This is a genomic window from Catenulispora sp. MAP12-49, assembly GCF_041262705.1.
In the GTDB taxonomy this organism is placed as follows: Bacteria; Actinomycetota; Actinomycetes; order Streptomycetales; family Catenulisporaceae; genus Catenulispora.
On sequence record NZ_JBGCCP010000012.1, the window covers coordinates 57,369 to 83,678 of the forward strand.

28 protein-coding genes and 1 riboswitch are annotated in these 26,310 nt (G+C 70.1%); of the genes, 21 read left to right on the forward strand and 7 right to left on the reverse strand.

Features of this window, described 5'->3' with window-relative positions:
• The first annotated feature begins 174 nt into the window (after positions 1–174).
• Positions 175–1,965: a helicase-associated domain-containing protein gene (locus ABIA35_RS22295; RefSeq protein ID WP_370359170.1), complete on the forward strand. Its 1,791-nt coding sequence runs from the start codon at positions 175–177 to the stop codon at positions 1,963–1,965.
• 50 nt (positions 1,966–2,015) lie between these two features.
• Here the strand turns inward: ABIA35_RS22295 and glyA are convergent, their stop codons facing one another.
• Genes glyA through gcvT form a run of 3 tightly spaced genes read right to left on the reverse strand, consistent with a single transcriptional unit; the run spans position 2,016 to position 4,829 of the window.
• Positions 2,016–3,287, reverse strand: a complete 1,272-nt coding sequence (gene glyA / locus ABIA35_RS22300; RefSeq protein ID WP_370344510.1) for a serine hydroxymethyltransferase — start codon at positions 3,285–3,287, stop codon at positions 2,016–2,018.
• 2 nt (positions 3,288–3,289) lie between these two features.
• Positions 3,290–3,664, reverse strand: a complete 375-nt coding sequence (gene gcvH / locus ABIA35_RS22305) for a glycine cleavage system protein GcvH (protein WP_370344511.1) — start codon at positions 3,662–3,664, stop codon at positions 3,290–3,292.
• Between the two features lie 28 nt (positions 3,665–3,692).
• Positions 3,693–4,829, reverse strand: coding sequence for a glycine cleavage system aminomethyltransferase GcvT (gcvT, locus tag ABIA35_RS22310; RefSeq protein ID WP_370359171.1), 1,137 nt, complete (start codon positions 4,827–4,829; stop codon positions 3,693–3,695).
• Between the two features lie 151 nt (positions 4,830–4,980).
• Positions 4,981–5,082: riboswitch (glycine riboswitch) on the reverse strand.
• A gap of 221 nt (positions 5,083–5,303) precedes the next feature.
• On the opposite strand from gcvT, the gene ABIA35_RS22315 reads away from it, so the two are divergent.
• From ABIA35_RS22315 to ABIA35_RS22345, 7 genes are all read left to right on the forward strand, one after another.
• Positions 5,304–5,816, forward strand: coding sequence for a SigE family RNA polymerase sigma factor (locus ABIA35_RS22315; RefSeq protein ID WP_370344513.1), 513 nt, complete (start codon positions 5,304–5,306; stop codon positions 5,814–5,816).
• A 40-nt stretch (positions 5,817–5,856) separates the two neighbouring features.
• Positions 5,857–6,735, forward strand: coding sequence for a hypothetical protein (locus tag ABIA35_RS22320; RefSeq protein WP_370359172.1), 879 nt, complete (start codon positions 5,857–5,859; stop codon positions 6,733–6,735).
• 157 nt (positions 6,736–6,892) lie between these two features.
• Positions 6,893–9,640 (forward strand): cation-translocating P-type ATPase, encoded by a 2,748-nt coding sequence (locus ABIA35_RS22325; RefSeq protein WP_370359173.1) that lies wholly within the window; start codon positions 6,893–6,895, stop codon positions 9,638–9,640.
• A 196-nt stretch (positions 9,641–9,836) separates the two neighbouring features.
• Positions 9,837–14,405, forward strand: coding sequence for a DUF6531 domain-containing protein (locus tag ABIA35_RS22330; RefSeq protein WP_370359174.1), 4,569 nt, complete (start codon positions 9,837–9,839; stop codon positions 14,403–14,405).
• A gap of 14 nt (positions 14,406–14,419) precedes the next feature.
• Positions 14,420–15,034, forward strand: a complete 615-nt coding sequence (locus ABIA35_RS22335; protein WP_370344517.1) for a hypothetical protein — start codon at positions 14,420–14,422, stop codon at positions 15,032–15,034.
• Between the two features lie 34 nt (positions 15,035–15,068).
• Positions 15,069–15,683: a hypothetical protein gene (locus ABIA35_RS22340; protein WP_370344518.1), complete on the forward strand. Its 615-nt coding sequence runs from the start codon at positions 15,069–15,071 to the stop codon at positions 15,681–15,683.
• 217 nt (positions 15,684–15,900) lie between these two features.
• Entirely contained in the window at positions 15,901–16,002 is a 102-nt protein-coding gene (locus ABIA35_RS22345) for an SEC-C metal-binding domain-containing protein (RefSeq protein WP_370359175.1), read from the forward strand.
• A gap of 26 nt (positions 16,003–16,028) precedes the next feature.
• Here the strand turns inward: ABIA35_RS22345 and ABIA35_RS22350 are convergent, their stop codons facing one another.
• The gene (locus tag ABIA35_RS22350) at positions 16,029–16,328 is read right to left on the reverse strand and encodes a hypothetical protein (protein WP_370344520.1); all 300 of its coding nucleotides are present in this window, start codon (positions 16,326–16,328) and stop codon (positions 16,029–16,031) included.
• Between the two features lie 144 nt (positions 16,329–16,472).
• On the opposite strand from ABIA35_RS22350, the gene ABIA35_RS22355 reads away from it, so the two are divergent.
• Positions 16,473–17,045: an ATP-binding protein gene (locus ABIA35_RS22355; protein WP_370344521.1), complete on the forward strand. Its 573-nt coding sequence runs from the start codon at positions 16,473–16,475 to the stop codon at positions 17,043–17,045.
• 23 nt (positions 17,046–17,068) lie between these two features.
• Here ABIA35_RS22355 and ABIA35_RS22360 read toward each other — a convergent pair whose 3' ends face one another.
• Positions 17,069–17,440 (reverse strand): helix-turn-helix transcriptional regulator, encoded by a 372-nt coding sequence (locus tag ABIA35_RS22360; RefSeq protein WP_370359176.1) that lies wholly within the window; start codon positions 17,438–17,440, stop codon positions 17,069–17,071.
• Positions 17,441–17,583: 143 nt separating this feature from the next.
• Between ABIA35_RS22360 and ABIA35_RS22365 the strand changes: the two genes are divergently transcribed.
• Positions 17,584–17,940, forward strand: coding sequence for a hypothetical protein (locus ABIA35_RS22365; RefSeq protein WP_370359177.1), 357 nt, complete (start codon positions 17,584–17,586; stop codon positions 17,938–17,940).
• A 358-nt stretch (positions 17,941–18,298) separates the two neighbouring features.
• On the opposite strand, the gene ABIA35_RS22370 is transcribed toward ABIA35_RS22365, so the two are convergent.
• Positions 18,299–18,595 (reverse strand): CsbD family protein, encoded by a 297-nt coding sequence (locus ABIA35_RS22370; protein WP_370344524.1) that lies wholly within the window; start codon positions 18,593–18,595, stop codon positions 18,299–18,301.
• A 105-nt stretch (positions 18,596–18,700) separates the two neighbouring features.
• Here ABIA35_RS22370 and ABIA35_RS22375 point away from each other — a divergent pair, with 105 nt between their 5' ends.
• The 11 genes from ABIA35_RS22375 (at position 18,701) to ABIA35_RS22425 (ending at position 25,053) form a co-directional block, all read left to right on the forward strand.
• Positions 18,701–19,570 (forward strand): class II glutamine amidotransferase, encoded by an 870-nt coding sequence (locus tag ABIA35_RS22375; RefSeq protein WP_370359178.1) that lies wholly within the window; start codon positions 18,701–18,703, stop codon positions 19,568–19,570.
• A 60-nt stretch (positions 19,571–19,630) separates the two neighbouring features.
• Positions 19,631–20,188, forward strand: a complete 558-nt coding sequence (locus tag ABIA35_RS22380) for a helix-turn-helix transcriptional regulator (RefSeq protein ID WP_370359179.1) — start codon at positions 19,631–19,633, stop codon at positions 20,186–20,188.
• A gap of 34 nt (positions 20,189–20,222) precedes the next feature.
• A complete protein-coding gene (locus ABIA35_RS22385) occupies positions 20,223–20,567 on the forward strand; it encodes a helix-turn-helix transcriptional regulator (RefSeq protein ID WP_370344527.1) in 345 nt (114 codons plus the stop codon).
• A gap of 43 nt (positions 20,568–20,610) precedes the next feature.
• Complete coding sequence (locus tag ABIA35_RS22390) at positions 20,611–21,762, forward strand: serine/threonine-protein kinase (RefSeq protein ID WP_370359180.1); 1,152 nt, start codon at positions 20,611–20,613, stop codon at positions 21,760–21,762.
• Positions 21,644–22,216, forward strand: a complete 573-nt coding sequence (locus tag ABIA35_RS22395) for a hemerythrin domain-containing protein (RefSeq protein WP_370344529.1) — start codon at positions 21,644–21,646, stop codon at positions 22,214–22,216. The genes ABIA35_RS22390 and ABIA35_RS22395 overlap by 119 nt, the downstream gene beginning before the upstream one ends.
• Positions 22,217–22,267: 51 nt before the next feature.
• Positions 22,268–22,612 carry a hypothetical protein gene (locus tag ABIA35_RS22400; protein ID WP_370344530.1) on the forward strand — a complete coding sequence of 115 codons (345 nt, stop codon included), beginning with the start codon at positions 22,268–22,270 and terminating at the stop codon, positions 22,610–22,612.
• A 61-nt stretch (positions 22,613–22,673) separates the two neighbouring features.
• The gene (locus ABIA35_RS22405; protein WP_370344531.1) at positions 22,674–22,916 is read left to right on the forward strand and encodes a hypothetical protein; all 243 of its coding nucleotides are present in this window, start codon (positions 22,674–22,676) and stop codon (positions 22,914–22,916) included.
• A gap of 18 nt (positions 22,917–22,934) precedes the next feature.
• Entirely contained in the window at positions 22,935–23,396 is a 462-nt protein-coding gene (locus ABIA35_RS22410) for an ATP-binding protein (protein WP_370359181.1), read from the forward strand.
• A 150-nt stretch (positions 23,397–23,546) separates the two neighbouring features.
• Positions 23,547–23,714, forward strand: a complete 168-nt coding sequence (locus ABIA35_RS22415) for a sigma-70 family RNA polymerase sigma factor (RefSeq protein WP_370359182.1) — start codon at positions 23,547–23,549, stop codon at positions 23,712–23,714.
• A gap of 111 nt (positions 23,715–23,825) precedes the next feature.
• Positions 23,826–24,086: a hypothetical protein gene (locus ABIA35_RS22420; RefSeq protein WP_370344534.1), complete on the forward strand. Its 261-nt coding sequence runs from the start codon at positions 23,826–23,828 to the stop codon at positions 24,084–24,086.
• 40 nt (positions 24,087–24,126) lie between these two features.
• Positions 24,127–25,053, forward strand: a complete 927-nt coding sequence (locus ABIA35_RS22425) for an SRPBCC family protein (RefSeq protein WP_370359183.1) — start codon at positions 24,127–24,129, stop codon at positions 25,051–25,053.
• Here ABIA35_RS22425 and ABIA35_RS22430 read toward each other — a convergent pair.
• A complete protein-coding gene (locus ABIA35_RS22430) occupies positions 25,050–26,030 on the reverse strand; it encodes an anti-sigma factor RsbA family regulatory protein (RefSeq protein WP_370359185.1) in 981 nt (326 codons plus the stop codon). The two genes, ABIA35_RS22425 and ABIA35_RS22430, sit on opposite strands and share 4 nt — an antisense overlap.
• Between the last annotated feature and the right edge of the window lie 280 nt (positions 26,031–26,310).

The following is a 26,310-nucleotide window of genomic DNA, read 5'->3' on the forward strand; positions in this document are numbered from 1 at the left end:
GACGGCATGCGAGGAGCGGATATTCGCCGCGACGGATGACCCGATAGAGCGGGATATCCACAGAAAAGGACCGGGCAGGCCTTCCGGGGCTGGAAGAATGGGACTGTGCACAACCTTTTCAGTTCTTTGGCACAGTATGTGGCATCGCTTCCGCAGGATCGGTTCGACGCGTTGATGAGCGCCCGGCCCGACGTTGCCGAGGCGGTGTTCCGCTACTTACCCGACGGGCTGCAGACGGAGACCGATGTCGAAGCCGTCATCGAGTTGCTGATGGATCCCGACGGCGTCGCCGAGGCGGTGCTGCGGCTTTCGCGGCCCGAGGTCCAGGTGCTGATGGCGTTGACCGGTGCGGCGGAGAAGGTGCACGGCGGGCTTGGCGACCGGTTCGGCGGGCCGGGATTCGCCGACCTGGTCCGCGGGGGAGGCGGCCGGATCGGGCCCGTGGAGGTCTTCAGTGCGCTGTCGATGGCCGGCGGCGCGGTCGTGGTGGATCCGCACTCGGCGCGAGCTGCGCTGTGTGAGTCGCTGACGGGGGCCGCCCGGTCGGCCACGGTGGAGGAGTTCGACCGGATTCTCGGTCGCCTCACGGACTCCTGTCTGGTGTGGCCGGAGCCTGGGGGCCGGGCTTTCCGGGTCAACTACGCCGTGCTGGATCTGCCCGAACCAGGTCCGGGGTGGGATGGTTTCGATCTGGTTCAGCCGCCGCCGGGGGTAGGGCGTCGGGTGGCGGCTGCGGACGTCGATGGCGAGGCGCAGGCCGCGGTCACGGCGGCCCTGGAGTGTGCCGAGCGGCTGCTCAGGTGTGTCGCGACCGATGCGGTGCCGCTGCTCAAGGCCGGCGGGGTCGGCAGCCGCGAGGTCAAGCGGCTCGTGCGGGCCGGCGGGCTGGCCGAGGAGGCGATCAGGTTCTGGCTGTACGTCGTGGAAAACGCCGGGCTGGTGGTGTGCCAGAACGGCAGGCTGTTGGCGACGCCGGAATACGATCGATGGATCACGGACGAGCCGAGCCGCCGCTACGCCGTGCTACTCGGGGCGTGGCTGGCGCTGCCGACATCGGTGCTCGGTCCCTTCGCCTTGACTGATGCCGCGGGGAAGCCGCCTGCGGTGTTGTCCGACTCTGCGTTCGACGGTGTGGGGCACTACGTTCGGACCGTTGTCCTGGAACTGATGGCCGCCTGTGGCGCCGAGGCCGTCGCGGATGCCGCATCCGTGGCCGACGCCTTGATGTGGCGGATGCCTTTGCTCATGGCGGGACGGGAAGTGGCCGTCGCTGCCGTGGCCACCGTGCTCGCCGAGGGCAGCCTCCTCGGCGCTGTGGCGTTCGGCGCGCTCGCCCCGGTCGTTCGCACACTGGTCACCAAGTCCCAGGATGACGTCTCGGCAGTGGCAGCCGACTTCGCCGCCGCGTTGTCCGCGACGGTGCCGGCACCGGTTGACCAAGTCCGGCTGCAAGGCGACATGACCGTGGTGGCCGCCGGGTTGCCGTCGGCCAGGCTGGCGGCGTTCTTCGACGGTGCCGCCGACCGCGAAGCCGCCAGCGCCGCGACGGTCTGGCGGATCACCGACGGCTCGGTCCGCAGGTGGCTGGACTCAGGCCGCTCGGCCGAGGAGCTCCGCTCGGGCCTGGCCGAATTCTGTGCGGACAAGCCGTCTCAGGCCCTGGACTACCTCATCGAGGACGCCGACCGCCGCCACGGCCTGGTCGACGTGATCGCCGCCCGAGCCGTGATCGTCGCCCTGGACGAGCAACTCGGCGCCGAACTGGCGACGGTGCCCTCTCTGGTCCGTCTCGGCGTGCGCCGCATCGCCGAAACCGTCTTGGTCCTGGACGCGCCCCAACAAGAGGTGCTCAGCGTGCTGCGGTTCGCCGGATACCTGCCGACCGCGCACGAAGCGGACGGCACGTTGACCGTGGCGATGGTTGCCGCGCCCAGGGCTTCGTCCGAGGCTTTGCCGCGGTTCTGACCTGGGCGGCGGCGATCATCTGGCTGGCTGGTCGTCAAAAGCCTGTCATCTCACAGCCCCGCGTACAGCGGATGCTTCCGCGCGAGCGTGGCCACCCGAGTCCGCAGCCCGGCTGCCCGCTCTTCGTCGTATCCCGGGGTGAGGGCCTGGGCGATGATGTCCGCGACCTCGGTGAAGTCCAGTTCTCCGAAGCCTCGCGTCGCCAGCGCGGGGGTGCCGATTCGCAGGCCGGAGGTGACCATCGGGGGGCGGGGGTCGAAGGGTACTGCGTTGCGGTTCACGGTGATGCCGATGTCGTGCAGGCGATCTTCTGCTTGCCTGCCGTCGAGGTCGGATGCTCGGAGGTCGACCAGTGCCAGGTGGACGTCGGTGCCGCCAGTCAGGACGGAGACGCCTGCGGTGGTGAGGTCGGGGGCGGTGAGGCGTTCGGCGAGGCGTTGGGCGCCGGTGATGGTGCGCTGCTGGCGTTCGCGGAATGAGGGTTCGGAGGCCAGTTTGAAGGCGACTGCCTTGGCCGCTATCACGTGCTCCAGGGGGCCGCCCTGGTGGCCGGGGAAGACTGCGCTGTTGATCTTTTTGGCCAGGTCCGGGTTGTTGGTCAGGATGGTGCCGCCGCGGGGGCCGCCGAGGGTCTTGTGCGTGGTGGTGGTGACCACGTCGGCGTGGGGCAGGGGGTTGGGGTGCAGGCCGGCGGCCACCAGGCCGGCGAAGTGGGCCATGTCGACCATCAGGTGGGCGCCGGTTTCGTCGGCGATGCGGCGGAAGGCGGCGAAGTCCAGGTGGCGGGGGTAGGCGGACCAGCCTGCGATGATCAGCTTGGGCCGGTGTTCCTTGGCGAGGTGCTCCACCTCGGCCATGTCGATGCGGTGGTCGGTGGCCGAGACGTGGTAGGCGGCGACGTTGTAGAGCTTGCCGGAGAAGTTCAGCCGCATGCCGTGGGTCAGGTGGCCGCCGTGGGCCAGGTCCAGGCCCAGGATGGTGTCGCCCGGTTCGAGGAGGGCCGACATCGCGGCGGCGTTGGCCTGGGCTCCGGAGTGGGGCTGGACGTTGGCGAAGGCTGCGCCGAACAGGTCCTTGGCTCGTTGCACCGCGAGGCTTTCGGTCACGTCCACGTGCTCGCAGCCGCCGTAGTAGCGGCGGCCGGGGTAGCCCTCGGCGTACTTGTTGGTCAGGACAGAGCCCTGAGCCTCCATGACCGCGATCGGGGCGAAGTTCTCGCTCGCGATCATCTCCAGCGTGTTCTGCTGGCGCTTCAGCTCGGCCCGCAGGGCGGCGTGGACGGCCGGGTCGGCGTCGGCGAGCCTGGTGTCGAGAGTGGTCATGGTCAGACTCCCTCGATGAGCGCGGCGTAGGCGGTGGCGTCCAGCAGGTCGACGGCCTTGGTGATCCGCATCCGGTAGAGCCAGCCCTCCCCGAACGGGTCGCGGTTGACCACGGCCGGATCGGCGATCGCGGCCTCGTTGACCTCGAGGACCTCGCCGTCCGCGGGGGCGAACAGGTCGCTCACGGACTTGGTCGACTCGATCTCGCCGCACGGCTCGCCGGCGGCGATCGTCGAGCCGACGGCCGGCAGGCTGAGGAACACGACGTCGCCGAGCGCCTCGGCGGCGTGGGCGGTGATACCGACGGTCGAGACGTCGCCGTCGGCCGCGATCCACTCGTGGTCGCTGGTGTAGGACAGGTCTGAGGGCAGGCTCATGCTCTGGATCTCTCTGAGTGTGTCTGATTCAGCGGTGGTAGAAGGGCAGCGGGACGACGGTCGCGTCCACTCGGCTGCCTCGGATGTCGACGAGCACCTTCGTCCCGGGCTCCTGGCGATCGGCCGCCAGGTAGGCCATCGCGATCGGGTAGCCGAGGGCCGGCGACAGGGCACCGGAGGTGACCTCGCCGACGGTCTCGCCGGTGTCCGGATCGAGGACGGCGTAGCCGTGACGCGGGGCCCGCTGGCCGGTGGTCGTCAGACCGACCAGGACCCGGGCCGGACCCGCGGCGCGATGCGCGAGAAGCGCCTGTTCGCCGACGAACCCGCCAGGCTTGCCGAACACCACGACCCGGCCCTGGCCCGCGTCGAACGGGGTCGTCCGGATCGTGATCTCCTGGCCGTACAACGGCATTCCGGCTTCGAGGCGGAGGGTGTCGCGGCAGGCCAGTCCGCACGGCAGCAGTCCGTGCGAAGCACCGATGGAGCTGATGGCCTGCCAAATACTCGGCGCCGCCTCCGCCCGGCAGTAGATCTCGAAGCCGTCCTCGCCGGTATAGCCGGTCCGAGCCAGCAGCACATCCTGATCCGCCAAGCGCATCGGAGTGATCCCGTAGTACTTCAGGAGCGCCAGATCCGCCTCGGTCGCTCCGCCGACGATCGCGGCGGAGCGCGGGCCCTGCACGGCGATCAGCGCCCAATCGCTGGACGCGTCCCGGATCGTGGCGGCGTAGCCGTCGATCCGGTCGCGCAGGGTGGAGCACACGATCTGCGCGTTGCCGGCGTTGGCCACGATGAGGTACTCGGTCTCGGCAAGCCGGTAGACGACCAGATCGTCGAGCACGCCGCCGGTCTCGTGGACCAGCATGGAGTAGCGAGCCCGGCCGACGGCTGTCTTCGAGGGCTCATTCACCAGGGCGTGGTCGAGCGCACGGGCCGCCTCCGGGCCGGACACCTCGATCTCGCCCATGTGGCTGAGGTCGAAAATGCCCGCGGCGGTCCGCACGGCGCGGTGCTCCGCCAGCTCGGACGTGTACCGCACGGGCATGGACCAGCCGGCGAAATCAGTGAAGCGCGCGCCGAGTTCGGCGTGGACGGCGTGCAACGGCGTCTTCTTCGCGGCGGCGGTGAGCGCGCCCGAAGAAGGGGGCCCGGATGAGGTCATGACGGGAGGCTCCCTGGGGAGGCACCGTGATTTCCGGTGCCGTGGACGGGTGACCTCCCCGCTCTGTCATCGATGCCTGAGAGCTTCGCCACCGAGTCGGGTGGCTTGCACCGTGGGCGCGGGACGCGAGGTCCCGACTTTCCAGAGTCGCCTGGCTGAAGCGGTAGGTGGGCCTGAGAGATTCTGGGGAGTGTTGCTCCTTCGGCGCCTCGCAGACACAGAAATCCTGCGAGGACTCTCCCGCTTCAGTTCGAACGGCATGTGTTCAGTTGTCGTCTCGGCCGACGAGCTCGATTCGAGATGAGCTCGATCGGTCGATGCTGCGGATCGTAAAAGCACGGCGGCGCGGCCGTCAAGGTATGTCCGAAAGGTCCCCGGTGAGACCTCCGGGTCGCCGGCACCCGTCTTAGTAGGCGAGGGGGACACCGGTCCGCGGCAGGCGTCCCCGAGGGTTCGACCATGGGGGAGACGAGCTTGAGCATCGAAGCAGAGTTCACCGCTTACGCGGCTGCTCGGGCCCAGCGCCTTCGCGACACGGCGTTTCTGCTGTGTGGGGACTGGCACACCGCGCAGGACCTGACGCAGACGACGCTCGCGAAGCTCTACACGGCCTGGAAACGGGTCGAGCGGAGCGAGAGCGTCGACGCCTACGCACGCCAGGTCATGCTGCGCACGTTCCTGGACTCGCGCCGGCTGAAGCGCTCCTCGGAGCGGCCGACGACCCAGGTTCCCGACATCGCCGCACCGGCGGACAGCGATCCCGCGTTGCGGCTGACCCTGCTGTCGGCCCTGGCGCAGCTGCCGCTGAACCGGCGGGCCGTGTTGGTCCTGCGCTTCTGGGAGGACCAGACGGTCGAGGCGACCGGGGCGGCGATGGGCCTGTCCGCCAGCGCGGTCAAGTCGCTGACCCAGCGGGCGCTGGCCGATCTGCGGTCCGCGCTCCGCGACGACGACGCGATGGCAGAGCTCGACTTCCTCCTGGTCTGAACCACACGGAACTGAAGCCTCCTCACGGAACGAGAGAATCTTGACTCCGGAAGACTCGATGCGCGACCGCATCTCCGCGGAACTGGAAGCCGGCCGCCCGCCCCTGGGCGACCTCGTCGGCTTGGCCGTCGCCGAGGGGCGGCGCAAGAAGCGGCGCACCCGCCTGGGCGCCGGCGCCCTGAGCGCGGTCGGCGTACTGGCCGTCGCGGGCGCCGTGGCGCAGCTCGGATCGGCCTCCCCGGCGACGACGCAGAACGCCGCCGCCCACCCGGCCGCCACGACGCCGACGCGCTCCCCGTCGCCGGCGGCGCCGCGCTCGTCGGCCCCGACCACTCCCCCGACGACATCCCCGACCACGCCCACCGCGCCGGCCACCACTCCCCTGCCGGTCGCCGCGATCGTGAAGAACGTCAACCCCGGCACCTTCTCCCTGGAGAAGGGCATCTACCTCAACTACACCACCAGCGCCATGTCCTACTGGGAGTACGAGGGCGGGCTGACGGTGCAGTACAACGGCAGCAACACCTGGGGCTCCGACTTCGTCACCATGGGCGCGACCGACCGCCTGTTCACCGGCTTCTACGTCGGCGACAAGGACGTCGCGGCGGCGTCCATGACCATCGACGGCAAGCAGATCGCGGCCACCGTGGTGAAGGTGAACGGCGCGCAGGGCTGGTGCGGCATCTACTACCTGCGGCCGAAGGGGGCGACGTCGTACGAGCGGTTCCAGATCGACGTCTACGACGCCAGCGGCAAGATCATCGCCACGTCCTACACCGGGCTGAGCGACGGCCCGCCGCCCACCCACTCTTCCGGTGAGCCCGAGAACCGGACCCTGCCGGTCACGAACATCCCGACCGACACCCCGTTCCCGGGTGTGACGGTCATGGCCCCGCCTCCGGGATCGCCCACCAAGTAGGCGCATCCCGAGCTCAAACCCAAGCCCAAGGGCAAGTGCCCGGTACCGGTCGCCCCGGTGCCGGGCACTTGCTGTCGCCCGTTGCCATCACCCGAACAACCCATCCCGCGCTGACCCCGCAGTTGCACCACGCATCACGCGCCCCAACGCTTGATCCATGACCGTTCCGGCAGCGGCTGACAGTGCCGCCCAGCCGTGGTACACCCGCGGTCCCCAGGAAGTGGCCGAGGCGTTCGGCGTGGATCCGGAGGCCGGGCTCTCGCCGGAACGCGCCGCGAACGTCCTGGCCCGCACCGGCCCCAACGAGCTGCCGCAGGAGGAGCCGCCGGCCGGCTGGCGCCGGTTCCTGGACCAGTACCGCAGCTACATGCAGATCATCCTGGTCGGGGCCGCGATCGTCTCCTTCGCGATCCAGGAGTGGTCGACCGCGATCCTGCTGGTCGTGCTGACGCTCGTCAACGCGGTCATCGGGTTGCGGCAGGAGGGCAAGACCGAGAGCGCCATGAACGCGCTCAAGTCGATGATGAAGGTGACCGCGCGGGTGCGGCGGGGCGGTGCCGAGACCGAGATCCCCGCCGAACAGGTGGTGCCCGGGGACATCGTGCTGCTGACGGCCGGCGACGAGGTGCCGGCGGACGGGCGGATCCTGGCGGCCAGCGCGCTGCAGATCGACGAGTCCGCGCTGACCGGCGAGAGTGTGCCGGCTTTGAAGCAGCCGGAGGCTCTGGCGCCCGGGGCGGCGCTCGCTCCCGGCGACCAGGTCAACATGGCCTTCATGAACACGCCGGTGACGCACGGCAGCGGGGTCGTGGTGGTCACCGGCACCGGGGCGGACAGCGAGCTCGGCAAGATCTCGGGCCTGCTGAAGGCGACCGCGAAGGAGCAGTCGCCGCTCACCAGGCAGCTGGACAACCTCACGCTGTGGATCGCCGGGGCGGCCGGGCTGACCATGATCGTGATGTTCGCGCTCGGGCGCTCCCGGGGGACGGCCTGGGACGCGCTGTTCATCAGCGCGGTCTCGCTCGCGGTCGCGGCGATACCCGAGGCGCTGCCGACCGTCACCCAGGTCATCCTCTCGCTCGGCAGCGTCGAGCTGGCGCGGCGCAACGCGCTGGTCAAGGAACTGCCGGCGGTGGAGACGCTAGGGTTCACCTCCTCGATCAACTCCGACAAGACCGGGACCCTGACGCTGAATCAGGTGACGGTCGTCGAGGTGGTCTCCCCTGCCAACCGGTACACGGTCAGCGGGACCGGCTACCAGTTGGACGGCCGGGTGCACCACGCGGTCGGCACCCAGATCGCGGTCGAGGAGGCGATCCTGCCCTACCTGGTGGCCAACGACGCCTCCCTGGTCGACGGCGCCGTGGTCGGCGACCCGACCGAGGGCGCGCTGCTGGTCCTGGGCCACAAGGCCGGTGTGGACATCGACGGCACCCGCGAGCGGTACCCGCGGCTGGCCACCCTGCCGTTCGACCCCGGCTACAAGCTGATGGCCACCTTCCACAAGGCCAAGGACGACGCCGGGCAGGACGTGATCCGCTGCTTCGTCAAGGGCGCCGCCCCGGCGGTCATCGGCCGCGCGGACAGCGCGCAGGCCGACGGCCGCAGCATCCCGTGGGACGCCGAGGCCGGCGCGCGGGCGCAGGAGCACATCGGCCGGATGGGCCGGGAGGGCCTGCGCGTCATGGCCTCCGCGACCCGCGACCTGGACGCCGCCGCGTTCGACCCCGAGGGCGACCTGCTCGGATACGTCACCGGGCTGCGGATGACGAGCCTGGTGGCGATGGTCGACCCGCCGCGCGCCGAGTCCGGGGACGCGGTGGCCGAGGCGCAGGCCGCGCACATCAGGGTCCGCATGGTCACCGGCGACGACGTGGTGACCGGCGCCGCGATCGCCCAGCAGCTCGGCATCCCCGGCGAGGCCATCCTCGGCGCCGACTTCGCCGCGCTGGACGAGGCCGAGCGGCTGGCGCGCATCGACCGGATCGGGGTGGTCGGCCGGGTCGCCCCGGAGCACAAGGTGCTGCTGGTCGACACGCTCAAGAAGAAGGGCGAGGTCGTCGCGATGACCGGGGACGGCGTCAACGACGCCCCGGCCATCAAGGCGGCCGACATCGGCATCGCCATGGGCAGCGGCACCGAGGTCGCCAAGGACGCCAGCCGCATGATCCTGTCCGACGACAACTTCGCCTCCATCGTCTACGCCGTCGAGCAGGGCCGGAAGATCTTCGACAACCTGCTGAAGTACATCCGGTTCGTGCTGGTCCTGCTGGTGGTCTTCGTCGTCGCCTTCCTGGGGGCGGCCGTCTTCAACATCGCCGCCGGCGAGCCGTTCACCCCGCCGCAGGTGCTGTGGATCCATTTCGTGGTCAACGCCGCCTTCGGCTTCTCCCTCGGCTTCGACCGGGAGACCCCGGGCCTGATGACGCGCGTGCCGCGGGCCCGCGGGACCTCGCTGCTGACCCGGAGCCTGCTGATCACGGTCGGGCTCACCGGCCTGGTCATCGCCGCGATGCTGCTCGGGATGATCCAGCTCGGCGCCCGGCACTACGGCGACGTGGACACCGGCGTCTCGATCGCCTTCACCGCGTTCGCGCTGTGCCTGGTCGTGGCCGCGCTGCAGTGCCGCAGCGAGACCGACTCTGTCCTGACCACGGCCACGTTCGACAGCCCGCAGATGAACCGGGCGATCGCCGCCGAGATCGTCATCGCCGTGCTGACCACGCAGATGGACGCCCTGCGCCGGGTCCTGGGCACCACCGACCTCAGCCTGCCGCAGTTCGGCTGGGCCCTGCTGCCGCCGGTGGTGCTGTTCGTCCTGTGGGAACTGGGCAAGCTGGTCGCGCGCCGGACGATCGCGGGCCGGACGATCGCGAGCCGGACGATCGCGAGCCGGGAACGCTGATCCGGCTCGCGTCATATCAGGGGTGGAATACGTCGGGCTTCACATTCCTGGGATGCCGCGGCCTGTCAGAGTCCTGGTCAAGCGGATATGCTTTCCGGTCGGGGGCATGACGAAGCCTTGACATAAATCAGGGCATTGGGTCGATTCATGGGGGGTCTGACACGTGGCGCGTCCGACTGGGTGGGACATTCTGGGCTTGGACGGGGATCCGACTCCGGGCGTGGTGGAGTCGGTGCAGGCCTTGGCGAAGCAGTTCGGCGACTTCGCGCACGACGTCGAGGCGGCGTACCACAGTCTGAACTCGTTCGGTTCCGACACCGCGGCGATGCAGTGGATAGGTCAGACCGCTGATGCCTTCAAGGGCCAATACGGTCCCCTGCCGGGGCGTTTGCAGAAGCTTTATACGTCTTACAGCGAAGCCTCTGACGCTCTGTCCGCTTATGCGCCGAAGTTGCAGGCCGCCCAGACCAAGGCCGACACGGCGCTGCGTCAGGCGCAGGATGCGCATGCCGATCTGCAACGCGCCACTTCCACGGCCAACAATGCGGCGACGGATCTGAAGACGGCGCAACAGAATCAGGCCGCCAACCCGAATCAGAAGGCTGTCACGGATGCGCAAACAGCGCATGACACCGCGCAGACCAACCTGAACAACGCCAAAGCCCAGATGGCGTCGTTGACCAAGCAGGCCAACGACGCCTACAACGACCGCATCGAGGCGGCCAAGGCCTGCCAGAGCGCGCTCGGCAAGGCCCAGGGCGACGGTATCCACAACAAGTCCTGGTGGGACCACGTCGGCGAGGACCTGTCCGAGTGGGGCGGCAAGATCGCCGACATCGCCAACGACCTCGCCCCCTTCCTCGACGTCCTGGCCCTGGCCACCTCTTGGATCCCCGGCGTCGACGTGGTCACCGCGGCCTTGGCCGAGGCCGACAACATCATCGCCCTGGTCGGCACCGGCATGCAGATCGCCGGCGACGCCATGCAGGGCCACTGGGGCGACGCCCTGATGGGCGCCGGCATGCTCGGCCTGCAGTTCGCCGGCGGCAAGCTCCTGGACAAGGTCGGCGGGAAGCTGATCGAGAAGATCGGGGCCCGCGGCAACAAGTTCGCCTGCGAGGGCGGCGACCCGGTGGACGTCGTCTCCGGGAACATGATCACCGCCGAGGCCGACATCGACCTTCAGGCCGTGCTCCCGTTGGTCCTGCGACGGGCCTACTCCTCCGGCAACCCCTACGGGAGGCTGTTCGGACCCGGATGGTCCTCCACGCTGGACATCCGGCTGTCGGTCAACGCCGCGGGCATCCACTTCGTCGGCGACGACGCACAGGCGCTGGACTACCCGGTCCCCGAGGCGGGCGCCGTCGTCCTGCCCTCGGAGGGCGCACGGTGGCCGCTGGAATGGGATCGTGACGCCGACGAGATCCGCGTCACGGACCCCGTCTCGGCCTTCGTGTGGCGGTTCGCCAGGGTCCACCACCGGGACGACGACGGCGAGATCCGGGACCTGACGTCGGTCACGGACCGCAACGGCAACCGCATCGGTTTCCTGAGGAACGACGACGGCACCCCGTTCGGCGTCGAGCACAGCGGCGGCTACCGCCTGGCGGTCGACACCGTCGCCGCGCAGGCCGGTCCGCGGGTGACCGGCCTGCGGCTGCTGAGCGCCGACGGGGACGTCCCGGTCCGGACTTTCGGCTACGACGAACGCGGCCGGCTGACCGCCGTCGTCGACGACAGCGGCGAGCCGTACACCTACGGCTACGACGACGACAACCGCATCACCGTCTGGACCGACCGCCTCGGCTACAGCTATGGCTACGAGTACGACGAGACCGGCCGGGTCGTCCGCGCCATCGGCGACGGCGGCGTGCTGAACGCCGCGTTCTCCTACGACGACGACAACCGCGCCAACACCCTCGTGAACTCCCTCGGCCAGGCCGTCGTCTACCGCTACAACGAGCACGGCGGCCTGGCGTCGATCACCGATCCGCTCGGCAACGCCCTCACCACGGACTACGACCGCTACGGCCGCCTGATATCCGGCACCGACGCCCTCGGCCATTCGACCCACCGGGAATACGACGAGTTCGGCAACACCGCGTGCATCCGCCGCGCCGACGGCACGGAGATCACCGGGGTGTTCGCCGGGCCGGCGCAGCCGACCGAGGTCCGGCTGCCGGACGGCTCCGTATGGCGGTACACCTACGACGGCCGCGGCCGGCTCGCGACGATCACCGACCCGATCCAAGCGGTCACCGAATACCGGTACAGCGACAACGGCGGCGTCCTGGAGGTCGTGGACCCGGGCGGTGCCGTCCGCCGGACCACCACCGACGCCGCCGGCCTGCCTGTCGCCGTCCAGGACGGCGACGGTCCCGCGACCGTCCTGGAGCGCGACGCGTTCGGCCGGGTCGTCCGGATGACCCTGCCCGACGGGGCCACCACGAGGACGCAGTGGTCGGTCGACGGCATGTCGCTGTGGGACACGGCGCCCGACGGATCGCGCACGACACGCTCCTACGACGTCCAGGGGCAGCTTGTCGAGCACACCGACCCGCTCGGCGGCGTCACCCGCTTCGAGTACGGGCCGTTCGGCAAGATCACCGCCCGGACCGACGCGTCCGGCGCGCGCTACGAGTTCGCCTATGACACCGAGCTCAACCTCGTGGCGGTCACCAACCCGGCCGGCGCAGTCTGGTCCTACACCTACGACGACGCCGGGCGCATGGTCGCCGAACGCGACTTCACCGGACGGCTCCAGCAGTACACGTACGACGCGATCGGCCAGCTCGCGGCACGCGTGAACGGCGCGGGCCAGACGACGCGCTTCCTGCGCGGCGTGACCGGGGACATCCTCGAGCGCCACACCGCGGACGGGACGTTCACCTACGACTACGATCCGGCCGGCCGGCTGCTCGGCGCGACGGGCCCGACGTCCTCGATGACCTACCAGCACGACCTCGCCGGCCGGGTGGTCGCCGAGACCGTCAACGGCCGGACGGTCAGCTTCGAGTACGACGCGGCCGGACGCCAGGTGCGGCGGGTCACGCCGTCCGGCGCCGTCTCCGAATGGGGTTTCGACACAGCCCGCGGCACAGCCCGGCTGGCGACCACGGCCGGCGTGCTCGAGTTCTTCTACGACGAGCTCGGGCGCGAGGTCGAGCGCACGTTCGGCGGCGGCGGCCTGGCCCAGCAGTACGACGTGGAGGGCCGGCTCAGCGAGCAGCGGCTGTGGCGGGGCGACACGGCGTCGGCATCGGTGTCGGCATCGGCGTCGGCCGGCGCCTCGGTCGCGCCGGGCGCGGCGCAGCTGCTCCTGGAGCGCACGTACAGCTACCGCGCCGACGACACGCTGACCCGGGTCAGCGACTCCCGGCGCGGCACCCGCGACTACCAGCTGGACGCCCTGGGCCGCGTGCTCGCGGTCGAGGCGGCCACCTGGGGCGAGTCCTACGCGTACGACGCCTTCGGCAACATCGCGCGGGCGGCGGTGGACACCCCGGCGGGCGCGGCCCGCGGCGACGAGGACGACGCGAGCCGCGACCGCGACTTCGACGGCCCCCTGGTCCGGCGCGCCGGCCACACCCACTATGACTTCGACGCGCAGGGACGGATGATCCGGGCCCTGCGGCGGACGTTGTCCGGCGGGCGCAAGGAATGGGTCTACGACTGGGACGCCGACGACCGCCTGGTACGGGTCACGCTGCCGGACGAGACGGTATGGCAGTACTCGTACGACCCGTTCGGCCGCCGGATCGGCAAGGAACGCCTTGTCGCCGGCCGGGTCACCGACCGCGTCGAGTTCTCCTGGGACGGCGGGACGCTCATCGAGCAGTCCGTCTGGAACGACGCCGGCGGCGAGGCGCTGACGTGGGACTACGACGCGGGGGCGGCGGAGACCTGGCGCCCGGTCGCGCAGCGTCGGCGGAGCTGGAGCGGACACGCCGAGGCCCGGGCCGCCGAAGAGGCGTTCCACATGATCGTCACGGACGTGGCCGGGACCCCGACCGAGCTGGTCGCCCCGGACGGATCCGTCGACTGGTACCTCACCACGAGCCTGTACGGCCTGCCCATCGCCTCGTCCGACCACGCGGTGGACTGCCCGCTGCGATTCCCCGGACAGTACCTGGACGACGAGACCGGGCTGCAGTACAACGTCCACCGCTACTACGACCCGCACACCGGCGGCTATCTGAGTGCCGACCCGCTGGGACTGGCGCCGGCGCCCAATGATCACGGGTACGTCCCCAACCCGCTGACCGACTTCGACCCGCTGGGCCTGCTGTGCCAGAACGCGCTGAACTCGATCCAGGATCGCGTCGACACCCTGCACGCCAAGCAGGTCGGCGCCACCGGCCGGCGCAGCACCGCCATCATCCGCGCGCTCGACAAGCAGGGGAACCCGGTCGACGTCGTCGGCTGGAGCGGAGCGGGTCCGCTCGACAAGCGCGTGCTGAACGAACTGGGGAAGAACGGGCTCAACGAGGTCCCGGCCATCCGCATGGACGCCGACGCCGAAATCAGCGCTCTTGCGACGATTCGGCAGAACGGCTGGACCCCTCTGGGCGGCGCGGCGAACCGTCCTGTGTGCCCCTGGTGCCAGGACACATTGTTCAAGCCGTTCAGTGCTAAGGTCGGGGCTGCCCAGCTGACGGGGCCTTTGCGGACCCAACGGATCAAGCTGTTCGACGGCAAGGGCGGGACCATCGCGAAGGACGTCGCCGGCGTCAAGCTTGTCAGCGAAACACAGTTCACATGGTGAGGCGGTGACGGGGCATGGACGATCCCTGGGATGAAGACGTCATGCTGAGCTCGTTCGAGGCGCTCAGCTCCTACCAGCAGGCGGTGGTGGCCGGCCTGGTCGCCCACCGGGTGGGCGTGCTCGCCGAGTTCCCCGACATCGACCAGTACTTCTCCTTCGCGCCCGGCTACACCTTCCTGATCGAGGATGTGCTCCGCGCGATCGACAAGGCGGTCGTCGCCGGCGAGGTGGACGCCGCCGAGGCCGGCGCGCTGAAGGAGCGCCTCGAGGAACTGCTCGGCCCGGACGGCGAGGAGTACGAGGAGCCGGACGGCTGGGTCCCCGCCAACTACGTCAATGTCGCGTCGATGGTCGATCACGCGCTGCGCGCCTGGGCCCGGCCCGGCGAGAGCGCCACGAACGGCTTCACGGTCCTCAGCTCCAGCGACGCCTTCACCGCCGGCCTGCACGACAACGAGCCGACGCTCGAAGCCGTCGAGGTCGCGCGCCAACGGGCTGACATGGAAGCGGTGCGAGCCCTCCCCGAGCCGATGGCGGAGGCGGACCTCGCCGCGTTGAAGGCGCAGTCGGAGGAGGTCCGCGAGGCGATCCGGGCCCAGTTCCAGGTGATCATCGACGACGAGGGCTGAGCAGGCGGCCAGGCAGGAACGGGCCGCCGCCGTCGTGAACGCCCGCCAGGCCGCCGGGATCGACGAGCGCATCGCCGCCTGCACGCCCTACCAGGCGGCGGTCGTCGTCGCACTGGCCGCGCGCCGGACCACCGCCGTCGGCGACCTGCCGAAGGCCGAGGAGGACTTCGAGGAGTTCGGAAAGCTCCTCGAGGCCGCGGCACGCATGAACCTGGCGTACCTGGTGGCGGCGCCGGCGAAGACGGTGACCGCCGAGGTCGGCGCGCGCCTGGAGGAGATCATCGGGTCGGACGACTTCCCGGTCGAGAACCCGGGCGGCTCCGAGGGGTGCTTCCAGAGCGCGGCGGTCTCGGTCGCCTTCGTGCGCGACGTCTGGAGCCGCCAGGATCTGAACTACGCACGCTCAGCGCTCGACTACGCCTTCTACTCGTTCGCGAACAAGCTCGACCGGCAGCTGCCGACGCCTCCGGCCGAGCCGCTGGACGAGGTGGAGACGGCGTGTCAGGCGGCTGATCTGGACGCGGTGACGGCGCTGGGCGAGCCGATCAGCGTGGAACAGTTCGACGAGTTGGCCGCCGCTCCGGCTTCGGTCGCGCTGGGGCGGGCTTATCGGGCCCGGGTCGAGGAGATCATCGCTGCGGGGCGGTGAAGCCGCGTCCTCGGAATTCGGTGGCGGTCGCCGACCCGCGGCGGCTAATGTCGCCGCGGGTCTAACGAAGGCCCCCGATCAGGAGGTGGTCACGATGAGCCGCTACGAAGACACCGAGCTCTCCTTTTGAGCGAACCGCCAAGCGTCGCCGGGGGTTCCCTCTAGCGAAACGCAGGTGAAGCGGGGCGATCGCAGTGTCGGCCTCGGTAAGGAACTGATGGAGAAGCTCGGCGGAGCCGACCCCTGCCCTTGCGGGTCCGGGCGGCGGTTTCCGCAGATGCTGTCGGGCCAGCGGGCGGTTCGACGGGGTTCTGGGTGACTACTACGTCCGCGAACGCTAGTCGGTCAGCCGCCATTGACTGCTATGCGGTCGATGGCGGCGGCCAGGTCCGCCATGGTCTGGAGGATCTCGTCGGGGTCTGATTCCGGCGGGGCGTGGTAGGGGCGCAGGATGGTGGCGGCGTCGAGGCCGCGGGCGTTCAGGACGCTGGCGGTCATGGTGCGGGCCAGATCCAGGCCGGTGGCCGGGTCGTCGACGAAGACGCCGTAGGCGTGTCTCATCGCGGTGTCGAGGTAGTCGATGTCCTCGGGGGTCAGGCGGCGCGGAAGGGTCGAGCCCGGGTAGACCCGGAACCATGCGGTCATCGTGTCCTCCTTTGTTGTGCGGTGTTTCATGGCCGCTATGTCCATGTCTTCCCACGTCAAACGGGGGCGGTTGTTTAGCCGCGGGGATCGGGGACATTTCGATGTACTGGCGACGGCATTCGCATCGTCCGCGCCCCTTGGGCGGTGGCCGATGCCCGCTGGGCGAACCGGATCGCGCAGTCGGCCGTCGCGCTCGGATCGGCGACATTGCGAGGCGGCGTCATGCAGCATTCCCGCGGTACCGGACCGGTCGACATGGGCGCTGCGGTCCGGCGGAAACCGGGTGGGCAGCGGGGTCGGGCGGTGCCCGACCGTCCGCGTGTCAATTCCCTGTCCTGGTCGTTTCCCGGGACGCCCGCGGACGTGTCGTGTTCGCGGCGGTGGCTGGCGATGGCGGCCACCGAGGTGTGGGGCGAATGTGAGGACACTGATCGGCTCGTGCTCGCCTACAGCGAGATCGCGACCAACGCCGTGATGCACGGCGCCGGCCCGGTGACGGTGGCCGCGCGGATCTGTCCCACCAGCGCGCATTGCGAGATCGCCGACCGGTCGGCGCGGCTGCCGAGGATCCGGCACGCGACGGCCTCCGATGTCGGCGGGCGGGGGCTGGAGATGGTGCAGCTCACCGTGGACCGGTTGCGAGTGGCGGCCGATGAGGCGGGGAAGACCGTGTCGTTCGAGGTGGGGCGGCGGAATGGCGCGGAGAAAGGGTCCTAAGGCGAGAAAGGGTCCTAAGGCCGCTATTTCTGTACAGCCTTCACTGCCTTCGCGGCTTTGAGGGCCTTCGCGGCCTTGGCCACCTGCGGCGCCGACTCGCCCGGAAGTTCGGCGAGCATCCTGAGGAATGGACCCACCAGCAGATCGTGCTGAGCCGGGTGGCGGAACGGGAGGTCGAGGTGGACGACGTAGCGGTTCCGCCGCCCGACGCGGCTGCGCGTCACGTAGCCGGCGGCGTCCAGGTCGGCGATGATCGCCATCGCGGCACGCTCCGTGATCCCGGCCGCCGCGCTGATGTCCCTGATCCTGGCGTCGGGGTTCCTGGCGATCTCGACCAGGACGTGGCCGTGTGACGTCAACAGGGTCCAAGCGTCACGTTTGCGGTCATTCGCCACCTCCCGATCATATCGAACCGGGTGGCGCCCCACCCTGTTCCGCTCCCCCGGTACGACCGACCTCTGCTAGCGTTCATATGTAAAATTAAGCATGAAAAGGAGATCAGGTATAGGCGCGGTATGAGCACGGGCGGGAGGACGCCATGGCCGGCCTTTCGCGGGGCTGCACATCCGTCGGGAAGGACATCCTGACCCGGCTCATCGCCGCTGCCCGGGTCAACGAGGCGGTGGCCTGGTCCGACGCGGCCACGCACGCCGAGCAGGAGGTCGCCGCCCTGTGGAGCGACCGCGCGCACGCCGACCGGGCGGCGCCGGTGGAAGTGACCACCGAGGTGCTGTACCAGCTCGCGGCGGCGGCCGACGCGGCGATCAGCGCGCGGCACGCCTCGGGCTCCGAATGGGCGCTACAGGTGGGGCTGGACCTGGTGGAGATCCGCGGACTCATCGCAGCGGCGGCGGCAAGGGCCGCAGCAGCAGGGGCAGGGGGAAGGGCAGAGTAAGCAGCGGCGGCAAGGGCGGCAGCGGCAGGGCGGGGCAGAGTAGGCAGCGGCGGCGGCAAGGGCGGCCGGAGCGGCGGCGGCGGCAAGGGCGGCCGGAGCGGCGGCGGCGGCAAGGGCGGCCGGAGCGCTGGCAGCGGCGGCAGCGGCCAGCGGCGGCAGCGGCCAGCGGCGGCAGCGGCGTAAGCAGCAGCAGGCAGCGGCGTAAGCAGCAGCAGGCAGCGGCAGCCGAAGTGAGCAGCAGCCGAGCGAGCGAGCCCGTGATGCCACCGCCGGTACAGGCGGCCCACAACAGCAGACCGGCCCGGCGGGCGGCAAAGCCCGGGGCCGGCCGGTCGGCGAGCAGCCGCTCAGCGAACTCCTACTTGTTCAGATGCTGCTTGGCGCGCGCGCCCAGCTGCTCCACCTTGCCCTTGGCCTCCATGCCGTCGTCGTCCGTGACGGCGCCGGCCACTTCGCGGGCCTTGCCCTTGGCCTCCTGGCCGACGTTCTTCGCGGTGTCCTTCGCCTTGTCGGCGGCGTGGGCGGCGTGCGCCTTGTCCTGGTCGACCTGGCCTTCGGCCTGCATGCGCTCGTTGCCGGTGGCCTTGCCGGCGGCTTCCTTGGCCTTGCCCTTCGCGTCCTGGACCGCGTGCTTGGCCTTGTCACCGACGCTCATGGTGGTTCCCTTCGTCGAGCGGTTCGTCCTGAGGCGTCCTCGTAGCCCGTCGTGCGGGGATGAAACGGGCGTTTACTTCCCTGCGGGCCGGGCACCCGGCCACGTATGTGCCGTTTGTTCGCCATGACGAGCGCTCCGCAGCGCGTGCGGGCCACGTTCTGGCTCCTTGACGCCCGGGACAGCCTCTCCGCCCAGAGCAGGCGGGATCCGGACGGGACCGGGCTGGGCTACTTCCGGCCCGGCGGTGAGCCGGTGCTGCACAAGGCGCCGATCGCCGCGTACGAGGATCGGGCCTTCGCCGAGGAGGCCAGGACCGTCGAGTCCGCGACCTTCATCGCCCACGTCCGGTACGCGACCACCGGGGCGCTTTCCGTGCGCAACACGCACCCCTTCTGTGCCGAAGGCCGCATGCTGGCGCACAACGGCGTCATCGAGGGCAAGGACATCCTCGATCGGCATCTCGGCGACGCCATGGCGCAGGTGCAAGGTGACACCGACTCAGAACGCTTCTTCGCGTTGGTGAATCGCGAGACCGAGGCCGCCGCTGGCGACGTGACGGCCGGCCTGGAATCCGCGGCGCGCTGGGTCGCCGAGAATCTGCCGCTGCTCGCTCTCAACATCGTGATGACCACCGCCGACAGCCTGTGGGCCTTGCGGTATCCCGAGACGCACAGCCTCTACGTGCTGGAACGGCGTGCCGACGGTCCGCATCGGGGGCGCCGGCTGGACCAGAACGGCAGCGGCGGGCGCCTGCGCGTGCGGGCCGACAGTCTCGCCGAGCTGTCGTCCATGGTCGTGGCCAGCGAACGGCTCGACGACCATCCCGGGTGGCGGGCGCTGCGCTCCGGCGAACTCCTGCATGTCGGCCCCGATCTGCACGTCACGAGCCGCATCGCGCTCCCCGATCCGCCGGCGCATCCGCTCACGCTCGCCGACCTCGATCCGCACGCCGCGCAGGCCCAGAAAACAAGCTGAACCCCGGCCAGCGGACCCGGCGTCAACCTCGTTCCATTGCCACAGGGATATGGTGGAGGAATGGAGGAGGCAGAGGAACGTCGAAAGTGGACGCTGCTCACCTCCCACGGACACGTCCTCGTGGAGATCGCCCGCAATCCGCGGGCCCGCGTGCGGGACATCAGCGCGATCATCGGCATCACCGAGCGCGCCACCCAGGCCATCATCGCCGACCTCGAACGGGCCGGATACGTCCAGCGTGTCCGGGTCGGACGGCGCACGCGCTATGTGGTGCACATGGAGAATCCGTTCCGGCACTCGGCGCAGGACGGTCTGCTGGTGGGGCCGTTCCTGGAGATGCTCGCCGGCACCACCGACTTGGTCGGCTCCATGGCGCTCGAGGAAGGCGTCCCCGCCGAAGACCTCGTGATGGGCCCCGTCGTCGCGCTGCCGGACCCGCTCGCCGCGGTTGCCGACCCGCTCGCCGCCGCCGCCGAGCCGACCGTCGTCGCGCCGATGCCCCTGACCGCCTCGGAGCCCGCGATCCCGGAGTTCCCAGAGTTCCCGACGTTGCCAGAGTTCCCGACGTTGCCGGAGTTCCCCGGGCCCCCGCCCGGCGGGGAATACCCGAAGAATTAATCACGATTCGCGCTTCCGCGGGTATCATCGCGACGTGGCAGCAGGCGACGGCAGACGCGACGCATGGACGTTGCTCACCTCGCACGGCCACGTCCTGGTGGAGATCGCCCGCGATCCGCAGGCCCGGATCAGGGAGCTGAGCGCCGCGGCCGGGATCACCGAGAGGGCGACCGCCGCGATCGTCGCCGACCTGGTGGCCGCCGGATACGTGACCCGCAGCCGGGTCGGGCGGCGCAACCACTACGCCGTGAACCTGGATCTGGGCTTCCGCCACACGGCGCAGCGCGATCTGCGGGTGGGCCCCTTCTTGGCCTTGCTGTCGGGGCAGCCCTTCGCCGAGACGGCTGTGGACCGGGATAAATCACTCAAGGACGTGTGAAGCAGCGGATCGCGGTTATCGGGCTGCGGTGAGTCTTACCGCTGTGAGCCAGGGTCTGTTGGGAAACCGCTACCGGCTCGGTGAGCGCATCGGGCTGGGCGGTGCGGCCGAGATCTACCAAGCCGCCGACTTCCACCTGCGGCGCGCCGTCGCGGTCAAGGTCCTCAAGACCGGCGCGGACCGCCCCGACTTCGCCGCGCGCTTCGCCGAGGAGGCACGGCTGCTGGCCGCGGTCGGCCATCCGAACCTCGTCCCGCTGTTGGACGCCGGCCGCGACGGCGCGTGGCGCTACCTCGTGATGCCGCTGATCCACGGCGAGGATCTGGCCCGGATCATCGGGCGCGGACCACTGCCGCCGGCGGAGGTCGCGCGGCTGGGAGTCGCGCTGGCCGACGCACTGGACCACATCCACTCGCGCGGCATAGTCCATCGCGACCTGAAGCCGGCCAACGTCCTCGTGGAACCGGACGGCGGGATCTTCCTGGCCGACTTCGGGATCGCCCACGCGTGGGACGGGCCGGTGCACACCGGCAGCGGCCTGGTGGTGGGTACCGCCGGATACATGGCGCCGGAGCAGGCACAGGGCTCCGGCCCGATGCCCGCCTCGGACGTGTTCTGTCTCGGGCTGGTCCTGCTGGAAGCGCTCACCGGACAGCCTGAGTATCCCGGTCCGGCCCAGGACCGCATCGCCGGCGTGGTCACCAGGTCGCCGCGCATCCCGGCAGGACTTTCGCCGCGATGGCGTGCGCTGCTCGCCGCGACGCTGCGCCGCGAGCCCGGTAAGCGTCCGTCGGCGGGGCAACTGCGGGACCTGATCCGCGCGGAATGCGAGCAGGCCGCCCCGGCCGGGCCGGTCCACCCGCGGCACCGCCGGCCGGCCGAGCCGACAGCACAGACAGCACAGACAGCACAGACAGCACAGACAGCACAGACAGCACAGACAGCACAGACAGCACAGACAGCGACAGCTCCGCCTCCCGCGCCACCGTTTATCGCCGATCCGACTGGACACCCGGAGGACTCCGCCGGATCCGCCGGATCGGTGGACACGGAGCGATGCGGGAGGAGCGACTTCAATGATCGAGACCTCAAGCGACGACGTCATAGCCGTCCTCACCCACGATCATCGGGAAATCCGGGCACTGTTCGACGAGCTGGCCAGGACGCGGGACAGCGCCGATCCGAAGCGGCGTAAGAACCTGGCCGACCGGGTCACGATCGAGCTCGTCCGGCACGCGACGGTCGAGGAGCAGTTCCTGTACCCCGCGGTGCGGCTCAACGTCGACGGCGGCGCGGACCTGGCCGACCGCGAGATCCACGAGCACGCGCTGGTCGAGCAGAGCCTGAAGGAACTCCACGGGATGCAGCCCGGCGACGCGGCGTTCGAGGCGACGCTGCAGCTCGTCGTCGACCTGGTCACCGTGCACATCGCCGAAGAGGAACGGATCCTGTTCCCCCGGCTGCGGTCCGTCTGCACCGCCGAGGACCTCGCGGCGATCGGCAAGATGGTCTCGGCGGCCAAGAAGCTCGCCCCCACCAGGCCCCATCCCGGCGCGCCCGACACGCCGCCGGGGAATCTCACCGCTCCCGGCCTCGGTGTCGTCGACCGGATCCGCGACGCGTTCAGCGGTCGCGGGCGCGAAGTCTGAGCTTGAAGCCAGAAGCCTGAAGCCTGAACACCCCGAAGGAGTAGCAGGGTGATGACGAACGAATTCGACGTCCACACCGCCACCGAGGCGGACCAGGAACTCGGCGAGGGCACCGCCGCCCGGCCGCGGGACGTCTCACTGCTCGACGACCAGCAGCGGGCGGCCTTCCTCGGCGAATGGCAGTCGGTGCAGACCGGTTTCGCCACCAGCCCGCAGCAAGCCGTCGAGGCCGCCGAACGGCTGGTGGCCGCGCTCGCCGAGAACGTCGCCCGCGTGGTCGCCGAGATCGCGGACTCGGTGAGAAGACCCGCCGCGGACCAAATTCCCGACGAGGAGACCTGGCGCGCGCAACTGCTGCGCTGTCGCGAGGCGTTCCATCTCCTCATCGACAGCTGACATCGCCGCGCGAAGCGGCATCGGGAGCACGACAAGCAGCGAACCAGAGGAGTGGTCACAGATGACGAACATCATCGACGAGAGTGTCGGCCTGCTCCAGGCAGCCGGACACAAGGTGCAGGACGGCGTCGGCGCTGTCCAGAAGCAGGCCCAGAAGCAAGCGCAGAAGCAGACGAAGAAGCGGAAGAAGTCCGCTTGGCCCATGCGCGTGATCGGCGTCGCGGCCTCCATAGCCGGGGCGGTGGCGGCGTTCTTCGCCGGCAGCAGGCTGGTTCGCTCCCGGCTCGGCCGGCGCGGGCGGTGATCCGCCGATGGGCATCCGATGAGCCCGGCTGTCGCCATGGACTACGGAAGCCCGCGGACGCGGCCGGGTGGATCGGAAACCGGACGGACCGTCGTCACGATCCACATACCGGCCCGCCCCGAGTACATCGCGGTCCTGCGCGGCGCGTGCGGGCAGCTCGCGCCGCGGCTGGGCTGCAGCCCGGCCGAGACCGCCGACCTGCAGTTGGTGGTGGACGAGGCGTGCGGGTTCCTGCTGCGCAACTGCCTCACGGCCGGCGACCCGGACCACGACGGCGGGCTGGCGGCGGCCTTCGTCGTCGAAGGCCCGAGCCTGCACATCACCCTGGAGATGCAGGCCGACGTTTTCATCTCCCCGGACGACGACGAGTTCGCCGACGCCATCCTCACCGCGCTGGTGGATCACTTCGCATGGCATGTGGAGGACTCGGCCGTCCGCGTGGAGATCCGGAAACAGCGCGCGGACGGGAGGCACGAATGAACACGACAGCCCAAGTGACCGACCAGGAACGGGCCCGCGAGTCCGTCGTGACCGACCAGGAACGGGCCCGCGAGCGGTCCGAGGCGCGGGACGCGCTGTTCCACCTGCACGAGCTTCCCGCTGACGACCCCGAGTACGAGGCCCTCGCTGTTGCACCGGCTGACCGGCCGGGAGAAGCGGATCCTGCTCATGCGCTACTTCCGGAGCATGTCGCAGGCCGAGATCGGTGCCGAGCTGCACGTCTCGCAGATGCAGGTGTCGCGGCTGCTGTCCCAGATCCTGGAGCGGCTGCGGCATCGGCTGGGTGTGGCGGGCTGACCTGAGCGGACGCCCCGCCTGGGCTACGCACAGTCACGTTTGCCCGGGCACGGCCGGGGGCACGAGGGCCGTGTCGGGGTGTGAAGCCGCCACTCTGGCGGAGGTGAAGCCATGACGTGCGAAGAAGAGTTCAACGCCTTGCGGCGGGCCGAGAGGGATCTGGCCGCCTGGAGGCGACTGCATTCCGGCCCGGGCGATGTTCCCGAGGCCGAAGTCCGGCAGCGATCCGCGGAATTGAGCGCAGCTCTCCGCGAGCGGCAGGACGCCTACAACAGGTGCCGGGGTGCGAAGACCGCGCACGACGCCTTCGAGGCGCTGATGCGGGACGCATCCGGTGCACCGCTCGGTGGTGGTGCCGGGCCGCCCATGTAGGGCGCCGCCCGGCGCCGCACAGGAGAAGGGATCGAAATAGATGAACGACGTGACGAAGTCCGTGGATGTCCACGTCCCGCTTCGGACCGCCTACAACCAATGGACCGACGTCGAGTCCTTCCCGCACTTCATGTCCGGCGTCATCGCGGTGCGCCGGGTCGACGACCGGCACACGCACTGGGTGACCGAGGTCGGCGGCGCGCGGCGCGAGTTCGACGCCGAGATCGTCGAGCAGCTGCCCGATGAGCGCATCGCGTGGCGCAGCGTCGACGGCGACGTACGGCACGGAGGGGTCGTGACGTTCGAGCCGATCTCCGACCGCGACACCCGGGTCACCGTGGACCTGGCCTGGGAGCCGGGCGGATTGCTGGAGAAGGCCGGCGGCGCCGTCGGCTTGGACCGTCTCCAGATCCAGGCCGACCTTGACCGGTTCCGCCAGTACGTGGAAGAGAAGTCGCCTGGCGACGGGACCGTCCCGGCCACCCCGGCCACTCCGAACAGCCCAGACACCCCGGCCACCCACGACGACGTCGTCGCCGTCCTGGTCTCCCAGCACGCCCAGCTGAAGGACCTGATGGCGCGGACCTCGAACGCCGAGGGGGATGAGAAGCACCGGCTGTTCTCCGAGGTCGTGCGCGAACTGCGCTCGCACGAGCTCGGCGAGCAGCGCGTGGTCCACCCCGTGACGCGCTCCTGTATCGAGAACGGCGAGCGGACGGCCGCCGACCGGCTGGGCGAGGAGGAGCGGGCCGACCAGCTGATCGCCGAAGCCGAAGTCGCGAACGTGACCGCGGACTCCGAGGAGTTCGACGCCTGGTTCGAGCGGCTGCGCAAGGCCGTCCTCAACCACGCCGAACACGAGGAACGCGAAGAGTTCCCGAAGCTGCGCCAGGAATTGAGCCCGGCTCGGCTGCACGCGATGGCCGACGATTTGGTCGCGGTGCAGACCGCCGCGAATCTGGGCTAGACGACCCGGCTGGTGCCCCCGAAGCGAGCACGGACAACGGTTCCCTGCCCCGGCGCCGAGCGGATCTGCAACAGGTCGCACACCTGGTTGGCGATCCACAGCCCGGCCTTCCCGCCCAGCCCGCCGGAAGGCCGGCGCCGGCCGGCCAGGGGATCGGTGATCACACCGTCGTCCCGCACCTCGCACACCAGGGCCGCGACGTCGCGCCACAGGCGCAGGACACCCGCTCCCCCGCCGTACTTGATGCTGTTCGCCGCGAGCTCGCTGACGACCAGGACGGCGTCGTCCGCGCCCCGGCCGCCCAGCACGGGCTCGGCGAACTTCGCGACGTGAGCGCGCAGCTCCCTGAGGCCGGCCAGATCGAAGCCGAGTTCCCACACCGGCCCCGAGGGTTCCTCCAGGGGATCATCGGACATGGCGGTCTGGCCGAACCCGGATCGCGAGTAGCTGGCACTGGGTTCTCTGGTGTCGTGGTCGACGACGCTGGGATGGCTTTGCCGCGCGCCGTCGAGGACCGGCTGCGCCAGCGCTTCGGTGTCATAGGGACACAGCAGCCACCAAGCCGGTCCGTTGTCGAAGGCGGTGTTGAGCAGGTGCTCGTGGGTGCGGCATTCGGTGATCTCGCTGGGGGTGCGGCCGCTCCAGATCGGTTCGCCGATCCCCCGGAAGCCCCGCGGCGCGGGCAGGTTGCGGTCGACCCAGTCCTGCCAGGCCGGGATGATGCGGGCGGGGTTGCGGCCGGTGCCGGCCATGTCGAGGAACTCGACGCGGTCGGCGTCGCGGCCCAGCGCCCGCCGCAGCGCCGCGGCGCGGGCCGCGACGACGGCGACCAGCACCGCCTCGCCGGCGTCGAGCCCGTCGCGCACGAAGGCGGTGGCACCGGCCAGGAACTGCTCATCCCCGGAATACAGAAACGCCTCGTGGCGGAAGGACTCCGCCGGATCGAGGGTCTGAGCAGCGAAGGGAAGCCTGCTCATGCTCTCACCTCACCATGAACGACTGACCACGCATTACCGCTCCGGCGCGGGCTAAACGAACAAATGGGCGAGGAATGGCCGCGATCCGGCCTCGATTCGGTCACGCCGGACGCGCTCCGGGCCTGTCGCGAGCGCGCCCGCCGCCGGAGCTCGACAAACGATTCCGGTCTTGGCCCCGGCCGGTGCCCGCTGAGAATATGCTTCAGGACCCTTCGGTGCCCGAGTCGAACGTCTGGGTGAACCCACCCCCGAAGTCTAAAACACGAGACATAATTCATGT

What these genes read in the sequence shown, in the direction of transcription:
- ABIA35_RS22295 (WP_370359170.1), top strand. Translation starts at nt 175, where the DNA reads ATGAGCGCCCGGCCCGACGTTGCCGAGGCGGTGTTCCGCTACTTACCC.
- glyA (WP_370344510.1), bottom strand. Translation starts at nt 3,287, where the DNA reads ATGACCACTCTCGACACCAGGCTCGCCGACGCCGACCCGGCCGTCCAC.
- gcvH (WP_370344511.1), bottom strand. Translation starts at nt 3,664, where the DNA reads ATGAGCCTGCCCTCAGACCTGTCCTACACCAGCGACCACGAGTGGATC.
- gcvT (WP_370359171.1), bottom strand. Translation starts at nt 4,829, where the DNA reads ATGACCTCATCCGGGCCCCCTTCTTCGGGCGCGCTCACCGCCGCCGCG.
- ABIA35_RS22325 (WP_370359173.1), top strand. Translation starts at nt 6,893, where the DNA reads ATGACCGTTCCGGCAGCGGCTGACAGTGCCGCCCAGCCGTGGTACACC.
- ABIA35_RS22335 (WP_370344517.1), top strand. Translation starts at nt 14,420, where the DNA reads ATGGACGATCCCTGGGATGAAGACGTCATGCTGAGCTCGTTCGAGGCG.
- ABIA35_RS22345 (WP_370359175.1), top strand. Translation starts at nt 15,901, where the DNA reads ATGGAGAAGCTCGGCGGAGCCGACCCCTGCCCTTGCGGGTCCGGGCGG.
- ABIA35_RS22350 (WP_370344520.1), bottom strand. Translation starts at nt 16,328, where the DNA reads ATGACCGCATGGTTCCGGGTCTACCCGGGCTCGACCCTTCCGCGCCGC.
- ABIA35_RS22365 (WP_370359177.1), top strand. Translation starts at nt 17,584, where the DNA reads ATGGCCGGCCTTTCGCGGGGCTGCACATCCGTCGGGAAGGACATCCTG.
- ABIA35_RS22370 (WP_370344524.1), bottom strand. Translation starts at nt 18,595, where the DNA reads ATGAGCGTCGGTGACAAGGCCAAGCACGCGGTCCAGGACGCGAAGGGC.
- ABIA35_RS22375 (WP_370359178.1), top strand. Translation starts at nt 18,701, where the DNA reads ATGTGCCGTTTGTTCGCCATGACGAGCGCTCCGCAGCGCGTGCGGGCC.
- ABIA35_RS22380 (WP_370359179.1), top strand. Translation starts at nt 19,631, where the DNA reads ATGGAGGAGGCAGAGGAACGTCGAAAGTGGACGCTGCTCACCTCCCAC.
- ABIA35_RS22395 (WP_370344529.1), top strand. Translation starts at nt 21,644, where the DNA reads ATGATCGAGACCTCAAGCGACGACGTCATAGCCGTCCTCACCCACGAT.
- ABIA35_RS22400 (WP_370344530.1), top strand. Translation starts at nt 22,268, where the DNA reads ATGACGAACGAATTCGACGTCCACACCGCCACCGAGGCGGACCAGGAA.
- ABIA35_RS22405 (WP_370344531.1), top strand. Translation starts at nt 22,674, where the DNA reads ATGACGAACATCATCGACGAGAGTGTCGGCCTGCTCCAGGCAGCCGGA.
- ABIA35_RS22410 (WP_370359181.1), top strand. Translation starts at nt 22,935, where the DNA reads ATGAGCCCGGCTGTCGCCATGGACTACGGAAGCCCGCGGACGCGGCCG.
- ABIA35_RS22420 (WP_370344534.1), top strand. Translation starts at nt 23,826, where the DNA reads ATGACGTGCGAAGAAGAGTTCAACGCCTTGCGGCGGGCCGAGAGGGAT.
- ABIA35_RS22425 (WP_370359183.1), top strand. Translation starts at nt 24,127, where the DNA reads ATGAACGACGTGACGAAGTCCGTGGATGTCCACGTCCCGCTTCGGACC.
- ABIA35_RS22430 (WP_370359185.1), bottom strand. Translation starts at nt 26,030, where the DNA reads ATGAGCAGGCTTCCCTTCGCTGCTCAGACCCTCGATCCGGCGGAGTCC.